This window comes from Micromonospora sp. NBC_00421 (assembly GCF_036017915.1).
GTDB lineage: Bacteria > Actinomycetota > Actinomycetes > Mycobacteriales > Micromonosporaceae > Micromonospora.
In genome coordinates, this window is the sequence record NZ_CP107929.1 from 244488 (window position 1) to 264568 (window position 20081).

Annotated in this window: 16 protein-coding genes and 1 tRNA gene; 11 read left to right on the forward strand and 6 right to left on the reverse strand. The window is 72.8% G+C overall.

The window, feature by feature from the left end; all coding sequences use genetic code 11:
- Positions 1-148: 148 nt before the first annotated feature.
- The gene (aceE, locus tag OHQ87_RS01090; RefSeq protein ID WP_328344081.1) at positions 149-2887 is read right to left on the reverse strand and encodes a pyruvate dehydrogenase (acetyl-transferring), homodimeric type; all 2739 of its coding nucleotides are present in this window, start codon (positions 2885-2887) and stop codon (positions 149-151) included.
- 244 nt (positions 2888-3131) lie between these two features.
- On the opposite strand from aceE, the gene OHQ87_RS01095 reads away from it, so the two are divergent.
- Positions 3132-3536 carry a YjbQ family protein gene (locus OHQ87_RS01095; RefSeq protein ID WP_328344084.1) on the forward strand — a complete coding sequence of 135 codons (405 nt, stop codon included), beginning with the start codon at positions 3132-3134 and terminating at the stop codon, positions 3534-3536.
- Between the two features lie 74 nt (positions 3537-3610).
- Here the strand turns inward: OHQ87_RS01095 and OHQ87_RS01100 are convergent, their stop codons facing one another.
- Positions 3611-5278 (reverse strand): alkaline phosphatase D family protein, encoded by a 1668-nt coding sequence (locus OHQ87_RS01100; protein WP_328344086.1) that lies wholly within the window; start codon positions 5276-5278, stop codon positions 3611-3613.
- Positions 5279-5517: 239 nt separating this feature from the next.
- Between OHQ87_RS01100 and OHQ87_RS01105 the strand changes: the two genes are divergently transcribed.
- From OHQ87_RS01105 to OHQ87_RS01120, 4 genes are all read left to right on the forward strand, one after another.
- Positions 5518-8289, forward strand: a complete 2772-nt coding sequence (locus OHQ87_RS01105; protein WP_442930642.1) for a thiamine pyrophosphate-dependent enzyme — start codon at positions 5518-5520, stop codon at positions 8287-8289.
- Between the two features lie 113 nt (positions 8290-8402).
- Positions 8403-8840 (forward strand): DUF3052 domain-containing protein, encoded by a 438-nt coding sequence (locus OHQ87_RS01110; RefSeq protein ID WP_091238156.1) that lies wholly within the window; start codon positions 8403-8405, stop codon positions 8838-8840.
- 94 nt (positions 8841-8934) lie between these two features.
- Positions 8935-9402 carry a peroxiredoxin gene (locus tag OHQ87_RS01115; protein ID WP_328344088.1) on the forward strand — a complete coding sequence of 156 codons (468 nt, stop codon included), beginning with the start codon at positions 8935-8937 and terminating at the stop codon, positions 9400-9402.
- A gap of 104 nt (positions 9403-9506) precedes the next feature.
- Positions 9507-9578: transfer RNA gene (locus OHQ87_RS01120), tRNA-Val, on the forward strand.
- Between the two features lie 150 nt (positions 9579-9728).
- Here the strand turns inward: OHQ87_RS01120 and OHQ87_RS01125 are convergent.
- Positions 9729-9923: a hypothetical protein gene (locus OHQ87_RS01125; protein ID WP_328344089.1), complete on the reverse strand. Its 195-nt coding sequence runs from the start codon at positions 9921-9923 to the stop codon at positions 9729-9731.
- A 565-nt stretch (positions 9924-10488) separates the two neighbouring features.
- Between OHQ87_RS01125 and OHQ87_RS01130 the strand changes: the two genes are divergently transcribed.
- The gene (locus tag OHQ87_RS01130) at positions 10489-10848 is read left to right on the forward strand and encodes a nuclear transport factor 2 family protein (RefSeq protein WP_328344091.1); all 360 of its coding nucleotides are present in this window, start codon (positions 10489-10491) and stop codon (positions 10846-10848) included.
- A gap of 62 nt (positions 10849-10910) precedes the next feature.
- The gene (locus OHQ87_RS01135; RefSeq protein ID WP_328344093.1) at positions 10911-11702 is read left to right on the forward strand and encodes an alpha/beta fold hydrolase; all 792 of its coding nucleotides are present in this window, start codon (positions 10911-10913) and stop codon (positions 11700-11702) included.
- A 66-nt stretch (positions 11703-11768) separates the two neighbouring features.
- Here OHQ87_RS01135 and OHQ87_RS01140 read toward each other — a convergent pair whose 3' ends face one another.
- Entirely contained in the window at positions 11769-12716 is a 948-nt protein-coding gene (locus OHQ87_RS01140; protein WP_328344095.1) for a phosphotransferase, read from the reverse strand.
- Positions 12717-13013: 297 nt separating this feature from the next.
- Between OHQ87_RS01140 and OHQ87_RS01145 the strand changes: the two genes are divergently transcribed.
- The gene (locus tag OHQ87_RS01145) at positions 13014-14162 is read left to right on the forward strand and encodes a polysaccharide pyruvyl transferase family protein (protein WP_328344097.1); all 1149 of its coding nucleotides are present in this window, start codon (positions 13014-13016) and stop codon (positions 14160-14162) included.
- A 135-nt stretch (positions 14163-14297) separates the two neighbouring features.
- Here OHQ87_RS01145 and OHQ87_RS01150 read toward each other — a convergent pair whose 3' ends face one another.
- The gene (locus OHQ87_RS01150) at positions 14298-14495 is read right to left on the reverse strand and encodes a hypothetical protein (RefSeq protein ID WP_328344098.1); all 198 of its coding nucleotides are present in this window, start codon (positions 14493-14495) and stop codon (positions 14298-14300) included.
- A gap of 84 nt (positions 14496-14579) precedes the next feature.
- Between OHQ87_RS01150 and OHQ87_RS01155 the strand changes: the two genes are divergently transcribed.
- The 3 genes from OHQ87_RS01155 (at position 14580) to OHQ87_RS01165 (ending at position 19540) form a co-directional block, all read left to right on the forward strand.
- Entirely contained in the window at positions 14580-15101 is a 522-nt protein-coding gene (locus OHQ87_RS01155; protein WP_328344099.1) for a DinB family protein, read from the forward strand.
- Positions 15102-15263: 162 nt separating this feature from the next.
- Positions 15264-18560 carry an SNF2-related protein gene (locus OHQ87_RS01160; RefSeq protein ID WP_328344101.1) on the forward strand — a complete coding sequence of 1099 codons (3297 nt, stop codon included), beginning with the start codon at positions 15264-15266 and terminating at the stop codon, positions 18558-18560.
- Positions 18557-19540: an SWIM zinc finger family protein gene (locus OHQ87_RS01165; protein ID WP_328344103.1), complete on the forward strand. Its 984-nt coding sequence runs from the start codon at positions 18557-18559 to the stop codon at positions 19538-19540. Before OHQ87_RS01160 ends, OHQ87_RS01165 begins: the two co-directional genes overlap by 4 nt.
- Before the next feature lie 37 nt (positions 19541-19577).
- Here OHQ87_RS01165 and OHQ87_RS01170 read toward each other — a convergent pair whose 3' ends face one another.
- The gene (locus OHQ87_RS01170) at positions 19578-19841 is read right to left on the reverse strand and encodes a DUF3040 domain-containing protein (protein ID WP_328344105.1); all 264 of its coding nucleotides are present in this window, start codon (positions 19839-19841) and stop codon (positions 19578-19580) included.
- Between the last annotated feature and the right edge of the window lie 240 nt (positions 19842-20081).

Here is a 20081-nt window from a genome sequence, read left to right on the forward strand (position 1 = left end):
GAAGGGGAAGGGCGGGCGAGGCGCGGTGGGGCAGGTGAAGGTGGAGGCGAGGCGGGTGGAGGAGACGACGAAGGGCCCGGCGCGAAAACGCCGGGCCCTTCGTCGTGCTCGCAGGTGGGTCGTGCTCGGGGACGAGTCGTTGCCGGAACTAGCTGTCGCCGCCGGTCTCGCCGACCGGGGCGGCGTTGACGTCGTCGATGGCGTACTTCTTGGCCGCCTCGGCCGGGACGGTGGCCGGCACCGTGCCCCGCAGGGCGAGCTGGCGCAGCGTCGCGACCGCCACCGACTCGGCGTCGACGTGGAAGTGCCGGCGCAGCGCGTGCCGGGTGTCCGACATGCCGAAGCCGTCGGTGCCGAGCGAGGTGTAGTCGCCCGGTACCCAGCGGGCGATCAGGTCCGGCACCGCGCGCATCCAGTCGCTGACCGCGACCTTCGGCCCGTCCGCGTCGGCGAGCTTCTGCTGGATGTACGGCACCCGCTGCTCCTCGCCCGGGTGGAGCAGGTTGTACTCCTCGCAGACCACCGCGTCGCGGCGCAGCTCCGACCAGGAGGTCACCGACCAGACGTCGGCCGCCACCCCCCAGTCCTGGGCGAGCAGCTGCTGGGCCTTGAGCGCCCACTGCATGCCGGTGCCGGAGGCCAGGATGTTCGCCTTCGGGCCGTCGATCTTCGGGGCAGCCGCGTACCGGTAGATGCCCTTGAGCAGTCCCTCGACGTCCAGCTCGGACGGCTCGACCGGCTGGTGGATCGGCTCGTTGTAGACGGTGAGGTAGTAGAAGACGTTCTCCTGGTCCTCGCCGTACATCCGGTGCAGGCCGCGCTCCACGATGTGCGCCAGCTCGAACCCGAACGCCGCGTCGTAGGCGACCACCGCCGGGTTGGTGGCGGCGATCAGCAGCGAGTGGCCGTCCTCGTGCTGGAGGCCCTCACCGTTGAGCGTGGTACGACCGGCGGTGGCGCCGAGGACGAAGCCCCGGGCCATCTGGTCGGCCGCCGCCCAGAAGCCGTCACCGGTGCGCTGGAACCCGAACATCGAGTAGAAGATGTACATCGGGATCATCGGCTCGTCGTGGGTGGCGTACGAGGTGCCGGCGGCGGTGAACGAGGCGACCGAGCCGGCCTCGTTGATCCCCTCGTGCAGGATCTGCCCGGTGGTCGACTCCTTGTAGGACAGGAACAGATCCCGGTCGACCGAGGTGTACCGCTGACCGTGCGGCGAGTAGATCTTCGCGGTCGGGAAGATCGAGTCCAGGCCGAAGGTGCGCGCCTCGTCCGGGATGATCGGCACCCAGCGCTTGCCGAACTCCTTGTCCTTCATGATGTCCTTGAGCAGGCGGACGAAGGCCATCGTGGTGGCCACCTTCTGCTTGCCCGAACCGCGCTTGACGTCGGCGAACCGCTCCGGCCCCGGGATGGTCAGCTTCTTGTGGCTGGTCCGCCGGGACGGCAGGTAGCCGCCGAGCTGCTCGCGCCGCTCCCGCAGGTACGCCATCTCGTCCGAGGACTCACCCGGGGTGTAGTACGGCGGCAGGTAGGGGTTGTCCTCCAGCGCCTTGTCGGGGATGTCCAGGTAGAGCCGGTCGCGGAACAGCTTGAGGTCGTCCAGCGTCAGCTTCTTCATCTGGTGCGTGGCGTTGCGGCCCTCGAAGTGCGAGCCCAGCGTCCAGCCCTTGATGGTCTTGGCCAGGATCACCGTCGGCTGCCCGGTGTGCTCGGTGGCCGCCTTGTAGGCCGCGTAGAGCTTGCGGTAGTCGTGCCCGCCCCGCTTGAGGTTCCAGATCTCGTCGTCGGACAGGTGCTCGACCATCTTGCGGGTCCGCTGGTCGCGGCCGAAGAAGTGCTCCCGGACGTACGCCCCGGACTCCGCCTTGTAGGTCTGGTAGTCACCGTCGGGGGTGGTGTTCATCAGGTTGACCAGCGCGCCGTCGGTGTCCGCGGCGAGCAGCGGGTCCCACTCCCGGCCCCAGACCACCTTGATGACGTTCCACCCGGCACCCCGGAAGAACGCCTCCAGCTCCTGCATCACCTTGCCGTTGCCGCGGACCGGCCCGTCCAGCCGCTGGAGGTTGCAGTTGATCACGAAGGTGAGGTTGTCCAGCTCCTCGCGGGCGGCCACGCCGATCGCCCCGAGCGACTCCACCTCGTCCATCTCGCCGTCGCCGAGGAACGCCCAGACGTGCTGCTGGGAGGTGTCCTTGATGCCCCGGTGCTGGAGGTATCGGTTGAACCGGGCCTGGTAGATCGCGTTCAGCGGCCCCAGCCCCATGGAGACGGTGGGGAACTCCCAGAAGTCCGGCATCAGCCTCGGGTGCGGGTACGACGGCAGCCCGCCGCCCGGGTGGGACAGTTCCTGCCGGAACCCGTCGAGCTGGTCCTCCGAGAGTCGACCCTCCAGGAACGCCCGCCCGTACATGCCGGGGGAGGCGTGTCCCTGGTAGAAGATGTGGTCGCCGCCGCCCGGGTGGTTCTTGCCCCGGAAGAAGTGGTTGAAGCCCACCTCGTAGAGGGAGGCGGAGCTGGCGAAGGTGGAGATGTGCCCACCGACGCCGATCTCCGGCCGCTGCGCCCGGTGCACCAGCATCGCCGCGTTCCACCGGACGTACGCCCGGATCCGCCGCTCGATGTGCTCGTCACCCGGGAACCATGGTTCCTGCTCCGGGGTGATGGTGTTGATGTAGTCGGTGGTGGTCAGGGACGGCACCCCGACCTGCCGCTCGCGGGCCCGCTCCAGCAGGCGCAGCATGACGTACCGGGCGCGTTTGGTTCCGCGCTCGTCGATGACACCGTCGAGCGACTCGACCCACTCGCTGGTTTCTTCGGGGTCGATGTCCGGAAGCTGGCTCGGCAGACCAGCGGTGATCACCGGGCGCTTGCGTTCCGTAGCCACAGGCGTTCCCTCGGTTGTGTGTGGGATAGGTCTCTAGCGCCATCCTGCCCTCTGGTGGCACCCGTCGTCACGTCTAGCTCCCCCAGACGCGACGCTGAACACAGGTACCCGCCGGTAACTTTACGCGTTCGGCCCGCCGGGCGGGCCGGTGCCGCCGACGGGACCGGTCGTCCCGGTCGTCCCGGCCGTCCCGGTCGTCCGGGATGACGGGCGGTACCGGGACCGGTGCGGCAGAATGCGCCCCATGCGTAGTGAGGTGATCACCGTCCGGACCGGTTCCCGGCCCACCGTCGCGGACATCACGGCCGAGGCCGAGCGGTTCGTCTCCGGGCAGGGCGACGGCCTCCTGCACGTCTTCGTGCCGCACGCCACCGCCGGGGTGGCGATCATCGAGACCGGCGCCGGCTCCGACGACGACCTGCTGCGGGCGCTCGACGACCTGCTGCCGACCGACGACCGCTGGCGGCACCGGCACGGCTCACCGGGGCATGGCCGCGACCACGTGCTGCCCGCCTTCGTCCCGCCGTACGCGACGCTGCCGGTGCTCGACGGCCGGCTCCAGCTCGGCACCTGGCAGTCGGTCTGCCTGGTGGACCCCAACGGCGACAACCCGACCCGCCAGGTCCGCTTCTCCTTCCTTGCCGGCTGACCCGACCGGCCTTGCCGGCTGACCCGACCGGGCCGCCTCCCCGGGTGCCCCGACCAGCTTCCCGGCCGGGAAGCTCAGCGCAGCCCGGTCTCCGTCTCGACCGTGTACCGGTCCCGGTCGACCTGCGGCGGCAGCGTGCGGGCCGTGGTCGGTGGGCGGTCGTACGTCTGGTGCAGGCCGGGCACCCGGTCCTCGACCACGAACGACGCCCGCGCGTAGGCCGGGGCACCCGCCCGGCTCACGTACGGCAGCACCATGAAGTCCGCCGTGAGCTGGGCCGGGGTGATCGTGGTCCGGACGAAGCCGCGCAGGTCGTTCTGGAACCGCAGGTGCGGGTTGGTGCGCAGCCAGGGGTGCGAGCCGCTGGCCGAGTCGAACCCGTCCCCGCCCGAGGTGACCGAGGAACAGACCAGCTCGGTGCCGACCGTCCGGGCGGCCGGGTCGGTGTAGTCCAGCTTCAGGTCGGCCGCCCAGTGCGCGTGCACGTCCCCGGTCAGCACCACCGGGTTGCGCACCCCGGCGTTCACCCAGCCCCGGGTGATCCGGTCCCGGGAGGCCAGGTAGCCGTCCCAGGCGTCCATGCTGGTCAGCCGGGTCGGCCCGGGGTCGCGGTCCCGGGCGGCGAAGAACACCTGCTGGGCGAGCAGGTCCCAGCGGGTGTCGGAGCGGCGGAACCCGTCCAGCAGCCATGCCTCCTGCGCCGTCCCGGTGATGGTGCGGTTCGCGTCGGCCGCCGCCGGGCAGTCCCGGTAGCCGTCCCCACAGGCCTGGTCGTCACGGAACTGCCGGGTGTCGAGCAGGTGGAAGGTGGCGAGCCGACCCCAGCGCAACCGCCGGTACAGCGCGATGTCCGGACCGCGCGGCACCGAGGCCCGCCGCAACGGCATGTTCTCGTGGTACGCCTGGAAGGCGGCGGCCCGCCGGGCCAGGAAGTTCGGGTCCGGCTCCTCCGGCACCGCGCCGGCCCAGTTGTTCTCCACCTCGTGGTCGTCGAATACCACCGCCCAGGGGGCCACCGCGTGCGCCGCCTGCAGGTCCGGGTCGGTCTTGTACTGGGCGTGCCGTTGCCGGTAGTTGGCAAGCGTCCGGGTCTCCGGCCCCTCGTGCCCGCGCGGCCGGTCCGGGCCGTACTCCCGGGCGTACTCGTACTGGTAGTCGCCGAGGTGCAGGATCAGCTCCGGCGCGCTCTCGGCCAGCCGTCGGTACGCGGTGAAGTACCCCTGCTCGTAGTGGGAGCAGGAGACGAAGCCCAGGGCCAGTGCGGTGGGCAGGGATGCCGGGTCGGGGGCGGTGCGGGTGCGCGCGGTCGGGGAGAGGTGCCCCTCGGCCCGGAACCGGTAGAAGTACTCCCGTCCCGGCAGCAACCCGGTCAACTCGACGTGCACGCTGTGCGCCGAGGTGGGCCGGGCGGTCTCCGTACCCCGCTGTACGACGTGCCGGAACAGCTCGTCGGCGGCCACCTCCCACTGCACCTCGACGGCCCGGTCGGGCATGCCGCCCAACCCGTCCCCGGCCAGCGGTTGCGGGGCCAGCCGGGTCCACAGCACCACTCCCTGGTGGTCGGGGTCGCCGGAGGCCACCCCCAGGGTGAACGGCCAGATCAGCGGCCGGTGGCTGGCGGTGCCCACCGGCCGGGTCGGACGCCCGCCGGCGGCGTCGGCCGGCGTCGGCAGACCGGCGGTCGCGCCGGCCGCGCCGAGGGCCGCACCGGAGAGCAGGACGGTACGTCGGGACAGCGCCACGGGAACCTCCCAGGTCGGTTCGTTCCTGACTCCGGCAGCGTCGCGACCCGGGGTGACCGTCAGGTGACGGATGGAGACCGCCCTCGTCTCCGCTAGCCGAACAGCGGCCTGCGGGGAGCGGGCGCACCGGCTTCGGGGCTTGGTCCGGGCTGCCCGTGCCGGTGTGTGGGGGCCGGGTCACCCCGGGTCGGGTCGTGTCTGAGTGGGCGAGCGTGGCCTTCGTCGGTAATGCTGATCGCGTGACCACCCCGCAAGATCTCGACGACCGGTTCCGGGAGACCCTGGGCGCGTTGCCCGAGCCCGAGCGGCGGCATGACCCGGCGCAACCGGTACGGCCCGACGCCACGCTGACCGGACGACAGCTGCTGGCCCTCTTCGACGCGCAGGTGACCAGCCGCCAGCTCGACCTGGCCGGCCGCTGGCTGCGCAGCTTCGACGAGGGTTTCCACACCGTCGGCTCGGCCGGACACGAGGCCAACGCGGCGGTGGCCGCCGCGCTGCGACCGACCGACCCGGCCCTGTTGCACTACCGCTCCGGCGCCTTCTACTGCCTGCGCGCCGCCCAGGCGGCAGGTGGCTTCCCGGGCGGGGACGGTTCCACCGGCCCGTTGCCGGACGACGGCCGGGAGGATGCCACCGCCGACGACGGCACCGACCCGGCGGGCACGACGGACACCCTCGACGCCGTCGCGGTACGACCCTCCCCGGCGGAACCGGTCGCCTTCCGGGTGGCCATCGACGGCACCACCGAACCGGTGCCCCGCCACCAGCCCACCGTCGCGCTGTCCACCGCTGCCGGCCCTGCCGGCTCCGGTGCGTTGCCCGCCACCGCGGACACCGGCCCGGACGACGACCCCGCCGGCTCCGGCGCGGACACCGGCCCGGACGGCGACCCCGCCGGCTCCGGCGCGCTGCCCGCCGGCGCGGACACCGGCCCGGACGGCGATCCTGCCCACTCCGGCCCGGTGTTCGCCGGTTCCGGGAGCCCGCAGACCGTGGCGGGCGTGTCTCCCGCACCGGCCGACGGGTCGGGACCGGGTGTGGACGGGTGGCAGGAGGCGTACGCCGAGGCGGCCCGGGACGTGCTGCGTGGCATGGTCGCCTCGGCCCGGGAGCCGTTGGCCGGTGGCCGGTCCAAGGTCTTCGGCCGGGCCGATCTGGCGGTGGTGCCGACCACCTCCACCGTCGCCTCGCACCTGCCCCGGGCGGTCGGGCTGGGACTGGCCGTGGAGCGGCTGCGCCGGATCGACACCGCCGGCCGGCGCGACGACCCGGCCGGTCCGCCACGTTCGCCGTGGCCTCGGGACGCCATCGTGGTGTGCTCGTTCGGCGACGCCTCGGTCAACCATGCCAGTGCCACCGCCGCGTTCAACACCGCCGGCTGGTACGACCACACCGGCCTGCGGATCCCGGTGCTCTTCGTCTGCGAGGACAACGGCCTGGGCCTCAGCGTCCGGTCGCCCGACGGCTGGGTGGAGCGGATGCTGCGGTCCCGGCCCGGGGTGCGCTACTTCACTGCCGACGGCGTCGACCCGGTGGCCGTGCACGCGGTGGCCGTCGAGGCCGCCGGCTGGGTACGCCGGCACCGTCGCCCGGCGGTGCTGCACCTACGTACGGTGCGGTTGCTGGGACACGCCGGTGGGGACGTCGAGCGGGCGTACCGCAGCACCGCCGAGATCGCCGCCGACGAGGCACGTGACCCGGTGCTGGCCACCGCCCGGCTGCTCGTCGAGGCCGGGGTGGCCACCGGGGAGGAGCTGCTGGCCCGGTACGACGAGCGGGGCTGGCAGGTACGCCGTACCGCCGAGGAGGTGCTCGACGAGCCGAAGCTGGCCGCCCCGGCCGAGGTGGTGGCCCCGCTGTCGCCCCGCCGGCCGTCGCGGGTCGCCGCGACGGTGGCCCAGGCGGCCCAGCGGGCCGCCGGGCCGGACGCGGCCGGCCGGGTCGAGGCGTTCGGCGGCAAGCCTCCGGAGCTGGCCGGCCCGCTGACCCTGGCGCAGAGCATCAACGCCGCGCTCGCCGACGGGATGCTCAGCCATCCGCAGCTGGCCGTCTTCGGTGCCGACGTCGCCGCCAAGGGCGGGGTGTACGGGGTGACCAAGGGGCTGCGGGAGCGGTTCGGCGCGGCCCGGGTCTTCGACACCCTGCTCGACGAGACGTCGGTGCTGGGGCTGGGGCTGGGTGCCGGGCTGGCCGGGATGCTGCCGGTGCCGGAGATCCAGTATCTGGCGTACCTGCACAACGCCGAGGACCAGTTGCGGGGCGAGGCGGCCACCATGCAGTTCTTCTCCCAGGGGGCGTTCCGCAATCCGATGGTGGTGCGGGTACCGGGGCTGGCCTACCAGGAGGGGGCCGGCGGGCACTTCCACAACGACAACTCGGTGGCCGTACTGCGGGATGTGCCGGGTCTGGTGGTCGCGGTGCCGGCGCGGCCGGACGACGCCGCGCCGCTGCTGCGGACCTGCCTGGCCGCCGCGGTGGCGGACGGCACGGTCTCGGTGTTCCTGGAGCCGATCGCGCTCTACCACACCCGGGACCTGTACGAGCCGGGGGACGGTGAGTGGCTGGGGGCGTACGCCGAGCCGGCCGCCTGGGCTGCCGGTCACGCGCCGATCGGCCGGGCCCGGGTGTACGGCGTCGGCTCGGCCGAGGACCTCACCATCGTCACTTTCGGTAACGGGGTACGCATGTCGCTGCGGGCGGCGTCGACCCTGGCCGACGAGGGCATCGGCAGTCGGGTGGTCGACCTGCGCTGGCTGGCGCCACTGCCGGTGGCGGACCTGATCCGGGAGGCGTCGGCGACCGGTCGGGTGCTGGTGGTGGACGAGACGCGGCGTTCCGGCGGGGTCGGTGAGGGGATCCTCGCGGCGCTCGTCGATGCCGGATATGTGGGTGCGGCGCGGCGGGTGGCGGCAGTTGACTCGTTTGTACCATTAGGTCCGGCTGCCCGTCAGGTGCTGGTCTCCGAGGATGCCATTACCCAGGGTGCCCGTACGCTGCTGGCACGGTAAATTCCGTTCCACCCGGTGCGCCACTTGCGCGACGGACCACAACTGTGTGGACTCTGCCTGACGGCGTCGCCGCGACGCCGCCGGGCAGGGACGAGATGAGGAGGCACGCGACAGTGAGCGCGACCGCTGGTCAGGCCGCCGACGGGGTACGTCTCCTGGCGGACCGGTTCGGGATCGAACCGGGGATGGTCGTCATGGAGATGGGGTACGACGAGGACGTCGACCAGGATCTCCGGGACGCCCTGACCGACCGCTGTGGAGAACTGGTCGACGAGGACACCGACGAGGTGGTCGACGCGGTGCTCGTCTGGTACCGCGACGGCGACGGTGACCTCTTCGAGCTCCTCGTCGACGCCCTCGGCCCGCTGGCCGACGCGGGAGTCGTGTGGCTGTTGACGCCGAAGGCCGGGCGGGACGGGCACGTCGAGCCGAGTGAGGTCGCCGAGTCGGCGCAGACCGCCGGCCTCCAGCAGACCTCGACCCTCAACGCCGGCCTGGACTGGAGCGCCGCCCGGCTCGTGCTGCGTCGCGGGTCCAAGGGCCGCAAGTAGGCCCCACCCGAATGGGAATCCCGCACCCGGGGCGCCGCCCACGGGTGTGGCAGGCTGGACCCACCCCAGACCCGACCCGACCCAAGGAGTTCGCATGCCGATCGAGGTTGGCGCCGAGGCGCCCGACTTCCTGCTGAAGGACCAGAACAACCAGGAGGTACGGCTCTCGGACTACCGGGGCGACCGCACCGTGCTGCTGGTCTTCTACCCGCTCGCCTTCACCGGCATCTGCCAGGGTGAGCTGTGCGAGGTACGGGACAACCTCAACGAGTACGTCAACGACGACGTGCAGGTGCTCACCGTCAGCGTCGACTCGGTGTACGCCCACAAGATCTGGGCCGACAAGGAGGGCTACCAGTTCCCGCTGCTTGCCGACTTCTGGCCGCACGGGGCGGTCGCCCAGGCGTACGGCGTCTTCAACGACGTCGCCGGCATCGCCAACCGGGGCACCTTCGTCATCGACAAGGCCGGCGTCGTCCGGTTCGCCGAGATGAACATGCCGGGTGAGGCGCGCGACCAGCAGGGTTGGCGCAAGGCCCTCGCCGACACGGTCGCCGCCTGACCGGTCGACCGGGCACATCGGTTTCACACCGGGTACACCGTTGCGACGGGCCGGCGGCCGGCAGGTAAGCTTGCCAGCCACCGGCCCGCTCGTACGGGCGTTCCGGGCGCGTAGCTCAGTGGGAGAGCACTCGCCTTACAAGCGAGGGGTCGCAGGTTCGAAACCTGCCGCGCCCACCCGCACCACCAGCACCCGAAACGGGCCGCCGGATGACCGGCGGCCCGCTCCCGTCCCGCAGGACCGGCCGCGTGATGCGCGGCGGGGAACGATCACTGAATGGTGTCTACCTCACCGTAGGAGCCGTCGCCTCGCCCTGGAAGAGCCGGTCAGGCGACACACAACAGCAGTTCGTAGACGGGGTACCAGTCTGCGGTCAGGTCCTGTGAGGGCGAGTGCGGCGTGGTGTAGGAGCCCCCACTACTGAGGGCCATCTTGACCCGGTCGTTGGTGCCGGGCAGGTTGTTGATCCACCAGCCGGCCCCCACCAGTCGCCGGGGATCCCGGCGCGGCCGCAACCCCACGCCTTGCCGTATCCGGCGGCGTTGTCGTAGCCGCAGAACTTGCCCGATGGGCAGGAGGCGGCCAGTTCCGCCCGTGAATCCACGCCGCGTAGCATCGTCACGCCATTGCCGAGATCGATCAACTCGACCCCGTCGTCACGGGTGGCGTGACTCTTCTCTGCGAACTCGGTCGTCGTCCTCGACGGCGTGGCCGCCGACACTGGCACCGCGCTCACGAACAACGCACCCAGAGCGAGCGCGATGACCACAGCGGATTGACGAAAACGCATGTGAAGCCTCCATTCATGTCCAGCCGCGGAGCCGGTTGCCCCTCGTGAGAACCAGTGTCGACAGGCTGGGTGGAAGGTGCGTTGAAGGGCGCCGAGTCCGGCGGACCATCCAGTCGCACCTTGACAGCGGCCCGCACAGGTCCTGGTCGGCTGCTGTCATACGGGGAGCCTCGCCCTGCGTCGGCCGCGCCCCGTCGTGCCACCCGTGACCAGCACCGTCACGATGGAGAAGGTCCTTGAGTTCGCCGCCGTCATCCTCGTCCGCGTCGGTGCGCCCACGGGTGCATACTCGCCTCGTGACCCAGGGACGCCAGCTGGCAGAGCGGATGTACGACGCGTTCAATCGCCGGGACGCCCCGGCCGCCGGGGAGATCTTCGCCGGCACCTTCTACAGCCATCCGTTGCGGGCCAGCGGCTGGGAGTGCGTGCAGCGGGCCTGGCAGCAGATGTGGGCGCAGCATCCCGACCTGAGGGTGACGCTGAAGGATCTGGTCGCGGACGGCGAACGTGTGGCGACCCGGACCGAGATGGTCGGCTTCATCGACGGCCCGGCGGCAACGATGCTGGAGATGCTCACCGTCGACGGCGACCGGATCGTTGAGCTGTGGGGCCTGTCCGCCAGGCCGCAACCCGTACCCACCCCGCCCGAGGTCTGAGAGAGCGCCGTCAGTGGGGCTCTTCCGGGCCCCGACGCCCGGCGCAGGTAGTAAGGATCATCGTGAGCTACGCGGACGTCAACGGGTTGCGGCTCTGGTACGAGGAGCACGGCGAGGGACGACCGCTGGTGCTGCTGCACGGCGGCTACGGCGCGGTGGAGATGTTCGCCCCGATCCTGCCGGCGTTGGCGCAGCGCCGCCGGGTGATCGCGGTGGACCTCCAGGGCCACGGCCGGACCGCCGACGTGGACCGACCGCTGCGGTACGAGTCGATGGCCGACGACGTCGCCGCGCTGCTGCGACACCTCGACCTGCCCGGGGCGGAGGTGCTGGGCTACTCCCTCGGCGGCGGGGTGGCGCTGCGTACCGCGATCCAGCACCCGGAGCTGGTGCACCGTCTGGTGCTGGTCTCCACCCCGTGCAAGCGGCAGGGCTGGTATCCCGAGGTGCTGGCGGCTATGGCCGGTCAGGACGAGCAGTTCGGCGAGCGGATGCGCGGCACGCCCCCGCACCAGCTCTACGTGAGGATCGCTCCCCGGCCGCAGGACTGGCCGGTGCTGTGGGCCAAGACCGGCGCCCTGCTGCGCCGCGAGTACGACTGGTCGCCGGAGGTGGCAGCCCTCGCTGTGCCGATCCTGCTGGTCTTCGCCGACGCCGACGCGATCCCGGTCACCCACATGGCCGAGTTCTACCGGCTGCTCGGCGGCGGCCACCGGAACCCGGGCGGAGCCGGCACCGACCGCCCCACCTCCCGCCTGGCAGTACTCCCCGGCCTTACCCACCACGACGTCCCCACCACACCCCTCCTACCCCACCTGGTCCTCCCCTTCCTCACCCACCAACTCCGCCCCTAGGTTTCTCGCGCGATCAAGAGGTTTGCGTCACGAGACCCGCCGCCGATGACGCGAACCTCTTGGTCATCATGCTGTCTCGGGGTGGGTGAGGCGGTGGGCCAGCCAGGGGAGGAGGGCGTCGGCCTGGGACTGTTGGAAGGGGCGGACGGTGGGGATGCCGGGCGGCGGCGGGCGGCGGGCGCTGTCGGTGAAGAAGCCGGCCAGGCCAGCGTAGAAGCCGGTCAGGACGGCGGAGTCGACGTCGGCGGTGCGCGGCGACCGGCGTAGCAGCATCTCGGTGTCGTGCCCGCCGTGCAGCCGTACGTTGACCAGCAACAGCGCGGTGTCCAGCCAGGCGGGGCCTCGACAGGCCCACGGCCAGTCCACCACGGTGACCCTCCCGTCCGGCCCGATCAGCAGGTTGTCGGCGCGGACGTCGAGATGGCACAGGGTGTCCCCGGTCAGCGCGGCCAGCCCCCGGTCGGCCGCCGCACAGAGTTCGGTCAGGTGCGTGGCTGCCCACGGGTCGAGCCGGGGTGGTGGGTCGGCGGCGATCCGCCGCCAGCCGGCGAAGTCGTGGGCCAGCCGCTCGGCGGCGGTCGGTACGTCCGGCACCGGGTTCGGAGTGAGCGTGGCGGCCAGGGTGTCGAGCGTGTGCAGTACCGGGTCGAGTTCGGCAGCTCGCCAGGGCGTGTGCGGGTGCCGGCCGTCGACGTCGGTGAGGACCAGCGCCACCCACTCGCCGTCGTCGTGGCAACCGAGCAGCCGGGGCGTCGGGGCGGTCCGGGGCAGGGCGGCGGTGTGCCGGGCTTCGGCGCGGTGCATCCGGGGGCTGTCCGGGTTCAGTGTCGGGCCGACCGCCTTGACGAACGCCCGCCGGCCGCCGGCCGTACTGACCCGGTCTGCGGTACCGGGGGAGTACCCACCGGGTTGGGAGACCGCCTCGACCACCCGGTCACCGATGATCTGCTCCACCGCCTGCCGGACGGACCAGGGCAACTCCCCCCAGCCAATCCTGCCCCCACCCCCACCCATACCCCCACCCCCGCCCCCACCGTCCATCCCCCCACCATGCGCGGCCCCCCAACACCAAACAACCGAATTACCCCCACACGCCTCACCCGCCCCTCGCATCGAGGTGTATCACTCGGTGATCAAGAGATTCAGGTCAGGATCTCGACCCGGCGTGACGCAAACCTCTTGATCACCGGACTGGGCTGGGGGTGGGGGAGGGGGAGGGAGGAGGGGAGGGAGGGCGGGGGTGGGGGTGGGGGTGGGCATGGGTTGGGGATGGGGGGGAATGCGGGCGGGACGGTTTGGGGAGGAGCGCGGATGAGGGGTCCTACCGGCTTGACCATCGGTGTGCTCGGCTCGTACGGGGGGCGGAACCTGGGGGACGAGGCGATCCTCACCGGGCTCCTCGCCGACCTACGCGAGCAGGAGCCGAACGCCCGGATCATCGTGTTCTCCCGTAATCCAGCACATACCGCGCTGGCCCACCCGGACGTGGAGGCGGTGCCCTGGGAGGGCGTCAGCCGGGTCGACTCGTCCGAGGTGCTCGCCCAGCTCGACCTGCTCATCCTCGGCGGCGGCGGCATCCTGTACGACAAGGAGGCCCGCCGTTACCTGCGGGTCGTCCGGGTGGCCCAGGAACGCGGGCTGCCCCTGCTGACGTACGCGGTGGGTGTGGGGCCGCTCAACGACGGGGTGGACACCGGGATGGTCCGGGAGACGCTGGCCGGGGCGACCGAGGTGACCGTCCGGGACCAGGAGTCCCGGATGGCGCTGGAGGAGGCCGGGCTGCTCAACCCGATCACCGTCACCGCCGACCCGGCGTTCCTGCTGGAGCCGGAGGACTTTCCCGCGCGGCTGCTGCGCGAGGAGGGGGTACCGGCCGGCAAGCGCCTGGTCGGTTTGAGCGTCCGCGAGCCGGGACGGGCCGCCGAGCGGCTCGACGTCGACGGGTACCACCGGTTGCTCGCCCAGATCGGCGACTTCCTGGTCCAACGGATCGACGCGCACGTGCTCTTCGTCCCGATGGAACGCGACGACATCCGGCACTCGCACGGGGTGCTGTCCCACATGGTCGCCGCCGACCGGGGACGGATCCTGCACGGCGACTATTCGCCCCGGCAGGTGCTCGGCCTGATGAGACACTTCGACCTGGCGGTCGGCATGCGGCTGCACTTCCTGATCTTCGCGGCTATGGTCGGCACCCCGTTCCTGCCCCTGCCGTACGCGGGGAAGGTCTTCGACCTGGCCCAGCGGCTCGGCGTGCCGGCGCTGCGCGGGGTGGAACGCGAGGTGGAGGGTCCGCTGTTGGCGGAGGTCGACCGGCTCTGGGACGAACGGGAGTCCCGGCGGGAGGCCACCGCCCGGCGGGTCGCCGAGGTGTGTGAACAGGCCCGGGGCACCTCGCAGGTCACCCGGGCCGTGCTGGACGGCCTGCGGTCCCGCACCCTGGCCCGGATGGCCGCCTGACCGATCTGCGCAGGCCGGGTGGCGTCCGCCCACCTGCGCAGGCCGGGTGGCGCTGGCTCACCTGGTGTGTCGCCGCCGACCCCGACCCGCGCGCCCCTGCGGCGCACGCCCGACCGTCCCGGGACGACGGAGTGGTCAGACCGCCGGGCCGCGCCAGCGGTAGCGCCACGTGTCGCCCGCTGACTCCAGTTCGTAGATCTGGGCGTCGACCAGGCCCTGCGGGCCGAGGTGGTGGTGGGTCAGCGGGGGGCGCTCGTTGCTGTCCAGCTCGACGTCGACCGCCTCGCCGTCAGCCGGGCCGTCCGTCAGGGGAATCCGTACCGTCGAAGCCATGCGCCCATCCTGCCAAGCCGGCCGCCGGACCGCAGGGTTTGGCCGGGACAGCGGGTCGCCACCGGATGCGGCTATCGTCCGGTGATGGCGGAGATCCAGATCGACGTGACGCTAGCTCCGGTGCTCGCCCGCACCGGTGACGAGCGGGCCGTGCTCGACGCGTTCCTCGACTTCCACCGCGCGATCGTGCTGCGCAAGGCGCGGGGGTTGACCGACGCCGAGGCGACCCGCCGGCTGGTGCCGTCGGCGACCACCCTGGCCGGCCTCCTGCGGCACCTCACCCTGGTCGAGCGGAACTGGTTCCCCTACCTGCTCGACCCGGCCCCCGGCGACGTCTTCCCCACCTCCGAGGAGGACGCGGCGGCCAGCTTCGCCCTGGCCGAGGGGGAGACCCTCGACTCGCTCGCCGATGCCTACGAGCGGGCCTGTGACCGCTCCCGGGAGTTGGCCGCCCGGTTCCCGCTGGACCATGTCGTCCCGCAACCGCAGCTCGGCGAGGTGTCGTTGCGCTGGATCATGGTGCACATGATCGAGGAGACCGCCCGGCACGCCGGCCACGCCGACATCCTCCGTGAGCTGACCGACGGCAGCACCGGCCAGCTCTGACCCGCACCCGGGGCCGTCGCGGTCGTCGGGCCGGAGGCGGCAGGGCCACTCCGCCCGTCCCATCAGGGCGGGCGACGTCAGTCGGGGCGGGCGGCCATGGCGCCGACGGTAACCGGTTACCGCCGCCTATCCTGGCCCCCGGGCGTCGACGAGGGGGAAAACGTGCTGGTCGTCCACGGGGCGTGGCTGGTCGGGACCGGGCTGGCGGTCTGGGCGGAGGATTCCACCCGGCCGACGCAGGTGCCGCGACGGCCCGGTCGGGCCCCCCGCGAGCGCCCCCACCCCTTCGCCGCCGAACCGGCCGCGCTGTCCGCGCTGCTCGGCGACCACCCGGCCGGCACCGTGCTGCTCACCCTCCCCACCCGGGCCGGTGCGCCGCTGCACTCCCCGGAGCTGGTCCCGGCCACCGTCGCGGAACCGGTCCGCGGCCCGGTCACCCTCGCCGGCTGGCGAACCCCCACCCTCCGGTACGCCCCGGACGACGCGCTCGACCTGCTGCGTGCCCTCGACGGGCTCGATGCCGTGGTCGGGGCCGGCCTGCGCCACCTCGCCGAGTTGGCCGGCTTCGCGGTCGACCTGGTGGCCCGGGGCCGGTTGCTGCCCGGCGTGGCCGATCGCCCGCCGGGGGACGTACCCCGGTCACCGGCCGGTCGGTCGGCGCGTTCCGCCGGGGCGGCGGTCGGGTGGGCGGTGTGGCGGCCCCTGCTCACCGGCGCGGACGCCGCCTGGGCCCGGTCGCTGGCCCTCGCCCTGCCCCCGGCCGTCCGGGCCGCCGCCGATGCGGCGACCCCCACCTCCCGTTCCCGCCCCGCCGCAGGCCGGGCGGCCGGGGTGACCAACGGGAAATCGCCCGGTAGCGGTGCGGTCGAGACCCCCGGTTCGCGGCCCGTCTCCGGTGTGGTCGAGGCTGCCGTGATGCCGCCCGGTCCCGGTGCCGAGGCGGCGGAGGGTCGGTCCGGTCCCGGTGTCGCCGGGGCCGGTGTGCTGGTCGCCGACGTGCTGGACCTGCTCACCGATGCCGCCGCCCGACGGGTGCTGGCCGACACAGACCTGGTCAGGGGCGGCCGACGTGACGGGGCGACGGCCGGCTGGCTGGCGGCGCTGACCGGCCCGCAACGCCGGTTCACCGCCGAACCCACCGCGCTGGCCACCCTCCGTGCCGAGCTGGACGCCTGGCAGCGCGACGCGGTCGGCGGCCCGGTCCGGGCCAGTTTCCGGCTGGTCGAGCCGGCCGACGACGAGATCGTCGACGCCCTGACCGTGGTGCCGGCCGACCCGTCGACAGTCGTCGGTCAGGGTGGACGGTGGCGGATCGAGTTCGGTCTCCAGGCCGCCGACGAACCGGGCCTGCATGTCGCCGCCTGTGACATCTGGCGGACGCCGGAGCGGCTGCCGGCGCTCGCAGGCCGGTGGGACGACCCGCAGGAGACCCTGCTGGCCGAGCTGGGCCGGGCCGGGCGGCTCTGGCCGGAGCTGGACCAGGCGCTGCGCACCCCCGCCCCGGAGCAGCTCGAACTGGACGTCGAGGGGGCCCACCGGTTCCTGCGCGACGGTGCTCCGGTGCTGCACGCCGCCGGCTTCGGGGTGCAGTTGCCGTCCTGGTGGCGGCGGCCGTCGGCCCGGCTCGGCACCCGGTTGCAGGCCCGCAGCCGCACGGCCCCGGGCACCGTCGCCGCCGCCTCCGGCGGGCTCGGGCTGGACGCGCTCGTCGACTACCGCTGGGAGGTGGCGCTCGGTGACGAGACGGTCGACGCCGACGAGCTGGCCGCCCTGGCCGCGTTGAAGACGCCCCTGGTGCGGCTGCGCGGCCGGTGGGTGGAGCTGGACCCGAAGCGGTTGGCCGCCGGGCTGCGGCTGCTGCGCTCCTCCGGTGAGTTGACAGTCGCCGACCTGCTCAAGATGGGGTTGGGCGGGGCGGACCGGTCGGACGCGCTGCCGGTGCTGGAGGTGACCGCCGACGGACCGCTCGGTGACCTGCTGGCCGGGCAGGCCGAACGGCGGCTCGTGCCACTGGACCCGCCGTCCGCCTTCAAGGGCACCCTGCGGCCGTACCAGCGGCGTGGCCTGGCCTGGCTGGCCTTCCTCCAGTCGCTGGGGCTCGGCGGGGTGCTCGCCGACGACATGGGGCTGGGCAAGACGGTGCAGCTGCTCGCCCTGCTCGCCGGGGACCCACCGGACGCCGGGCCGACCCTGCTGGTCTGTCCGATGTCGCTGGTCGGCAACTGGCAGCGGGAGGCGGCCCGGTTCACCCCCGGGCTGCGCGTGCACGTGCACCACGGCGCGGACCGGGCCCGGGACGCGGAGTTCGAGGCGGCGGTGCACGCCGCCGACCTGGTACTCACCACCTATTCGGTGGCCGCCCGGGACGCCGTCGCGCTGGCGTCGGTGGGTTGGCACCGGGTGGTGGTCGACGAGGCCCAGGCGATCAAGAACGCGGCCACCCGGCAGGCCGAGGCGATCCGGGGGCTGCCCGCCCGGCACCGGGTCGCCGTCACCGGTACGCCTGTGGAGAACCGGCTGGCCGACCTCTGGTCGATCATGCAGTTCGCCAATCCCGGCCTGCTCGGCCCGGCGAGCAGCTTCCGGCAGTCGTACGCGGTGCCGATCGAGCGGCACGGGGACACCGACGCCGCGGCGCGGCTGCGCCGGATCACCGGTCCGTTCGTGCTGCGCCGGCTCAAGACCGACTCCTCGATCATCTCCGACCTGCCGGAGAAGCTGGAGATGGAGGTGCTCTGCAACCTCACCGCCGAGCAGGCCTCGCTCTACCGGGCGATCGTCGACGAGATGCTGGCGAAGATCGAGTCCAGCGACGGGATGGAACGGCGGGGCCTGGTGCTGGCCACCATGACCCGGCTGAAACAGGTCTGCAACCATCCCGCCCAACTGCTGCGCGACGGCTCGCCGCTGGCCGGCCGGTCCGGCAAGCTGCAACGGTTGGAGGAGATCGTCGACGAGGTGCTCGCGGCCGACGAGAAGGCCCTCCTGTTCACCCAGTACGCCGAGTTCGGCGCGCTGCTGCGCGGCCACCTGTCGGCCCGCTTCGGCCGGGAGGTGCTCTATCTGCACGGCGGGGTCGGCAAGGCCGACCGGGACGACCTGGTCACCCGGTTCCAGTCCCCGGACGGACCGGCCCTGTTCGTGCTCTCGCTCAAGGCCGGCGGGACCGGGCTCACCCTGACCGCCGCCAACCACGTGGTGCACGTGGACAGGTGGTGGAACCCGGCGGTGGAGGACCAGGCCACCGACCGGGCGTTCCGGATCGGCCAGCGGCGGCGGGTGCAGGTCCGCAAGTTCGTCTGCGCCGGCACCGTCGAGGAGAAGGTGGCCGCGATGATCGCCGACAAGCGGGGCCTGGCCGCGTCCGTGGTGGGTAGTGGCGAACAGTGGGTCACCGAGCTGTCCACCGGGCAGCTGCGGGAGCTGTTCGCGCTGGACGCCGGGGCGGTGGTCGAATGACCCCCCGGGGTGCCGGACCCGGCGCGGGTGGTGCCGGGGCGGGGGGTTCGTTCGCCGAGTTCGGGCCGCCGCGCCGGGTCGACGACGGGCTCAAGGCCCGCAGCGCCCGGGGTGCGATCGGGGTCTCCTGGTGGTCCCGACGCTTCCTGGAGGTGCTGGAGTCGTTCGCGCTCGGCACCCGGCTCACCCGGGGGCGGGCGTACGCCCGCCGGGGTCAGGTGCGCCGACTCGACGTGTCACCCGGGCGGGTCGAGGCGAGCGTGCAGGGCTCCCGGCCGCAGCCGTACCCGGTGGTCATCGCCCTGCCCCCCTTTCCCGCCGCGCTCTGGGAGCGGGTCGAGCGGGAGTTGGCCGGGCAGGCGTTCTTCAGCGCCCGACTGCTCGCCGGTGACCTGCCCGCAGAGCTGGAGCAGGTGTTCGCCGCCGCCGGGGCGCCCCTGTTCCCCGCCTCGGTGGGGGAGTTGACCCAGCATTGCGGTTGTCCCGACTTCGCGGTGCCGTGCAAACACCTCGCGGCGACGTTCTACCTGCTCGCCGAGGCGTTCGACGCCGATCCGTTCCAGTTGCTGCACTGGCGGGGCCGCAGCCGCGACGAACTGCTGGGCCGGCTCCGTACGCTCCGCGCCGAGGCGGTCGGGTCACCCGCACCCGTCGACGGCTCGCCTGTCGACGTCGCGTCGGGTGGTGCGCCCGGCCGGACACCGGTCGCCGTACCGTCGCTCGTGGACGGTGCGGACGTCGGGTCGGACACCACCGTGGCGGGGTCGGCCCGGGTGCTCGCCGACCTGCCCGACGTGCCGCTCACCGAGGCGGCGGACCGGTTCTGGTTGCCGCCGGTGCCGCTACCGGACCGGCCGACGATCCTGGCCACCGACCCGGAACTGCTGTTGCGTCAGCTCGGCTCGCCCGCACCGGCGATCGGCGGCCCCGGCCTGCTGGAACGCCTGCGTCGGGCCTACCAGGCCCTCGGCCCGGGCTGACCGGTCTCGGTCCGGCCGGTATCGGGTGGGCCGAGTGTCAGCGCCAGCGCCAGCGGTGCCGGAAGTGCCACATCAGGCCGGTGTTGGCCGCCAGGAGCACGACGCACATCGCGCCGGCCGATCGTCCGGCCAGGACGGTCATCGCGGGCAGCGACGCCCACAGGATGACGGTCAGCAACATCAGCCAGCGTCCGCGTCGGGCCCGGACCCGATGGTCGAGTCTCGCGAAGAACTTCGGGTCGCTCTCCCGGAGCTGCCGGGTGATCTGTTCGAATCTGCGCTGATCCTCTTTGCTGAGCATGGCGGTGCCTTCCCCTCACGGCTTCGGCGGTTCGGCGGCTTACCCGCTTCGGCGGCGGGTCACGCCCTCCTGCTGTTGCTACTTTCGGTCCCGGCTGCGCGCACGCGGGAACGGGCCGGTCGGCGACGGGACGGGCGGCCCGAAACCGGGCCACGGGGGTGCCCGGGGCGACCTCAACGGCGGCTTACCGGTGCCTTAAGTTTCGCTGTGCCGGTGAACGTCGCGCTCGGCGACGCGTAC

Coding starts and splice junctions, on each gene's coding strand:
- OHQ87_RS01115 (WP_328344088.1), top strand. CDS start 8,935: ATGCCGATCGAGGTTGGCGCCGAGGCGCCCGACTTCCTGCTGAAGGAC.
- OHQ87_RS01150 (WP_328344098.1), bottom strand. CDS start 14,495: ATGGCTTCGACGGTACGGATTCCCCTGACGGACGGCCCGGCTGACGGC.
- OHQ87_RS01140 (WP_328344095.1), bottom strand. CDS start 12,716: ATGGGTGGGGGTGGGGGCAGGATTGGCTGGGGGGAGTTGCCCTGGTCC.
- OHQ87_RS01095 (WP_328344084.1), top strand. CDS start 3,132: ATGCGTAGTGAGGTGATCACCGTCCGGACCGGTTCCCGGCCCACCGTC.
- OHQ87_RS01170 (WP_328344105.1), bottom strand. CDS start 19,841: ATGCTCAGCAAAGAGGATCAGCGCAGATTCGAACAGATCACCCGGCAG.
- OHQ87_RS01165 (WP_328344103.1), top strand. CDS start 18,557: ATGACCCCCCGGGGTGCCGGACCCGGCGCGGGTGGTGCCGGGGCGGGG.
- OHQ87_RS01145 (WP_328344097.1), top strand. CDS start 13,014: ATGAGGGGTCCTACCGGCTTGACCATCGGTGTGCTCGGCTCGTACGGG.
- OHQ87_RS01155 (WP_328344099.1), top strand. CDS start 14,580: ATGGCGGAGATCCAGATCGACGTGACGCTAGCTCCGGTGCTCGCCCGC.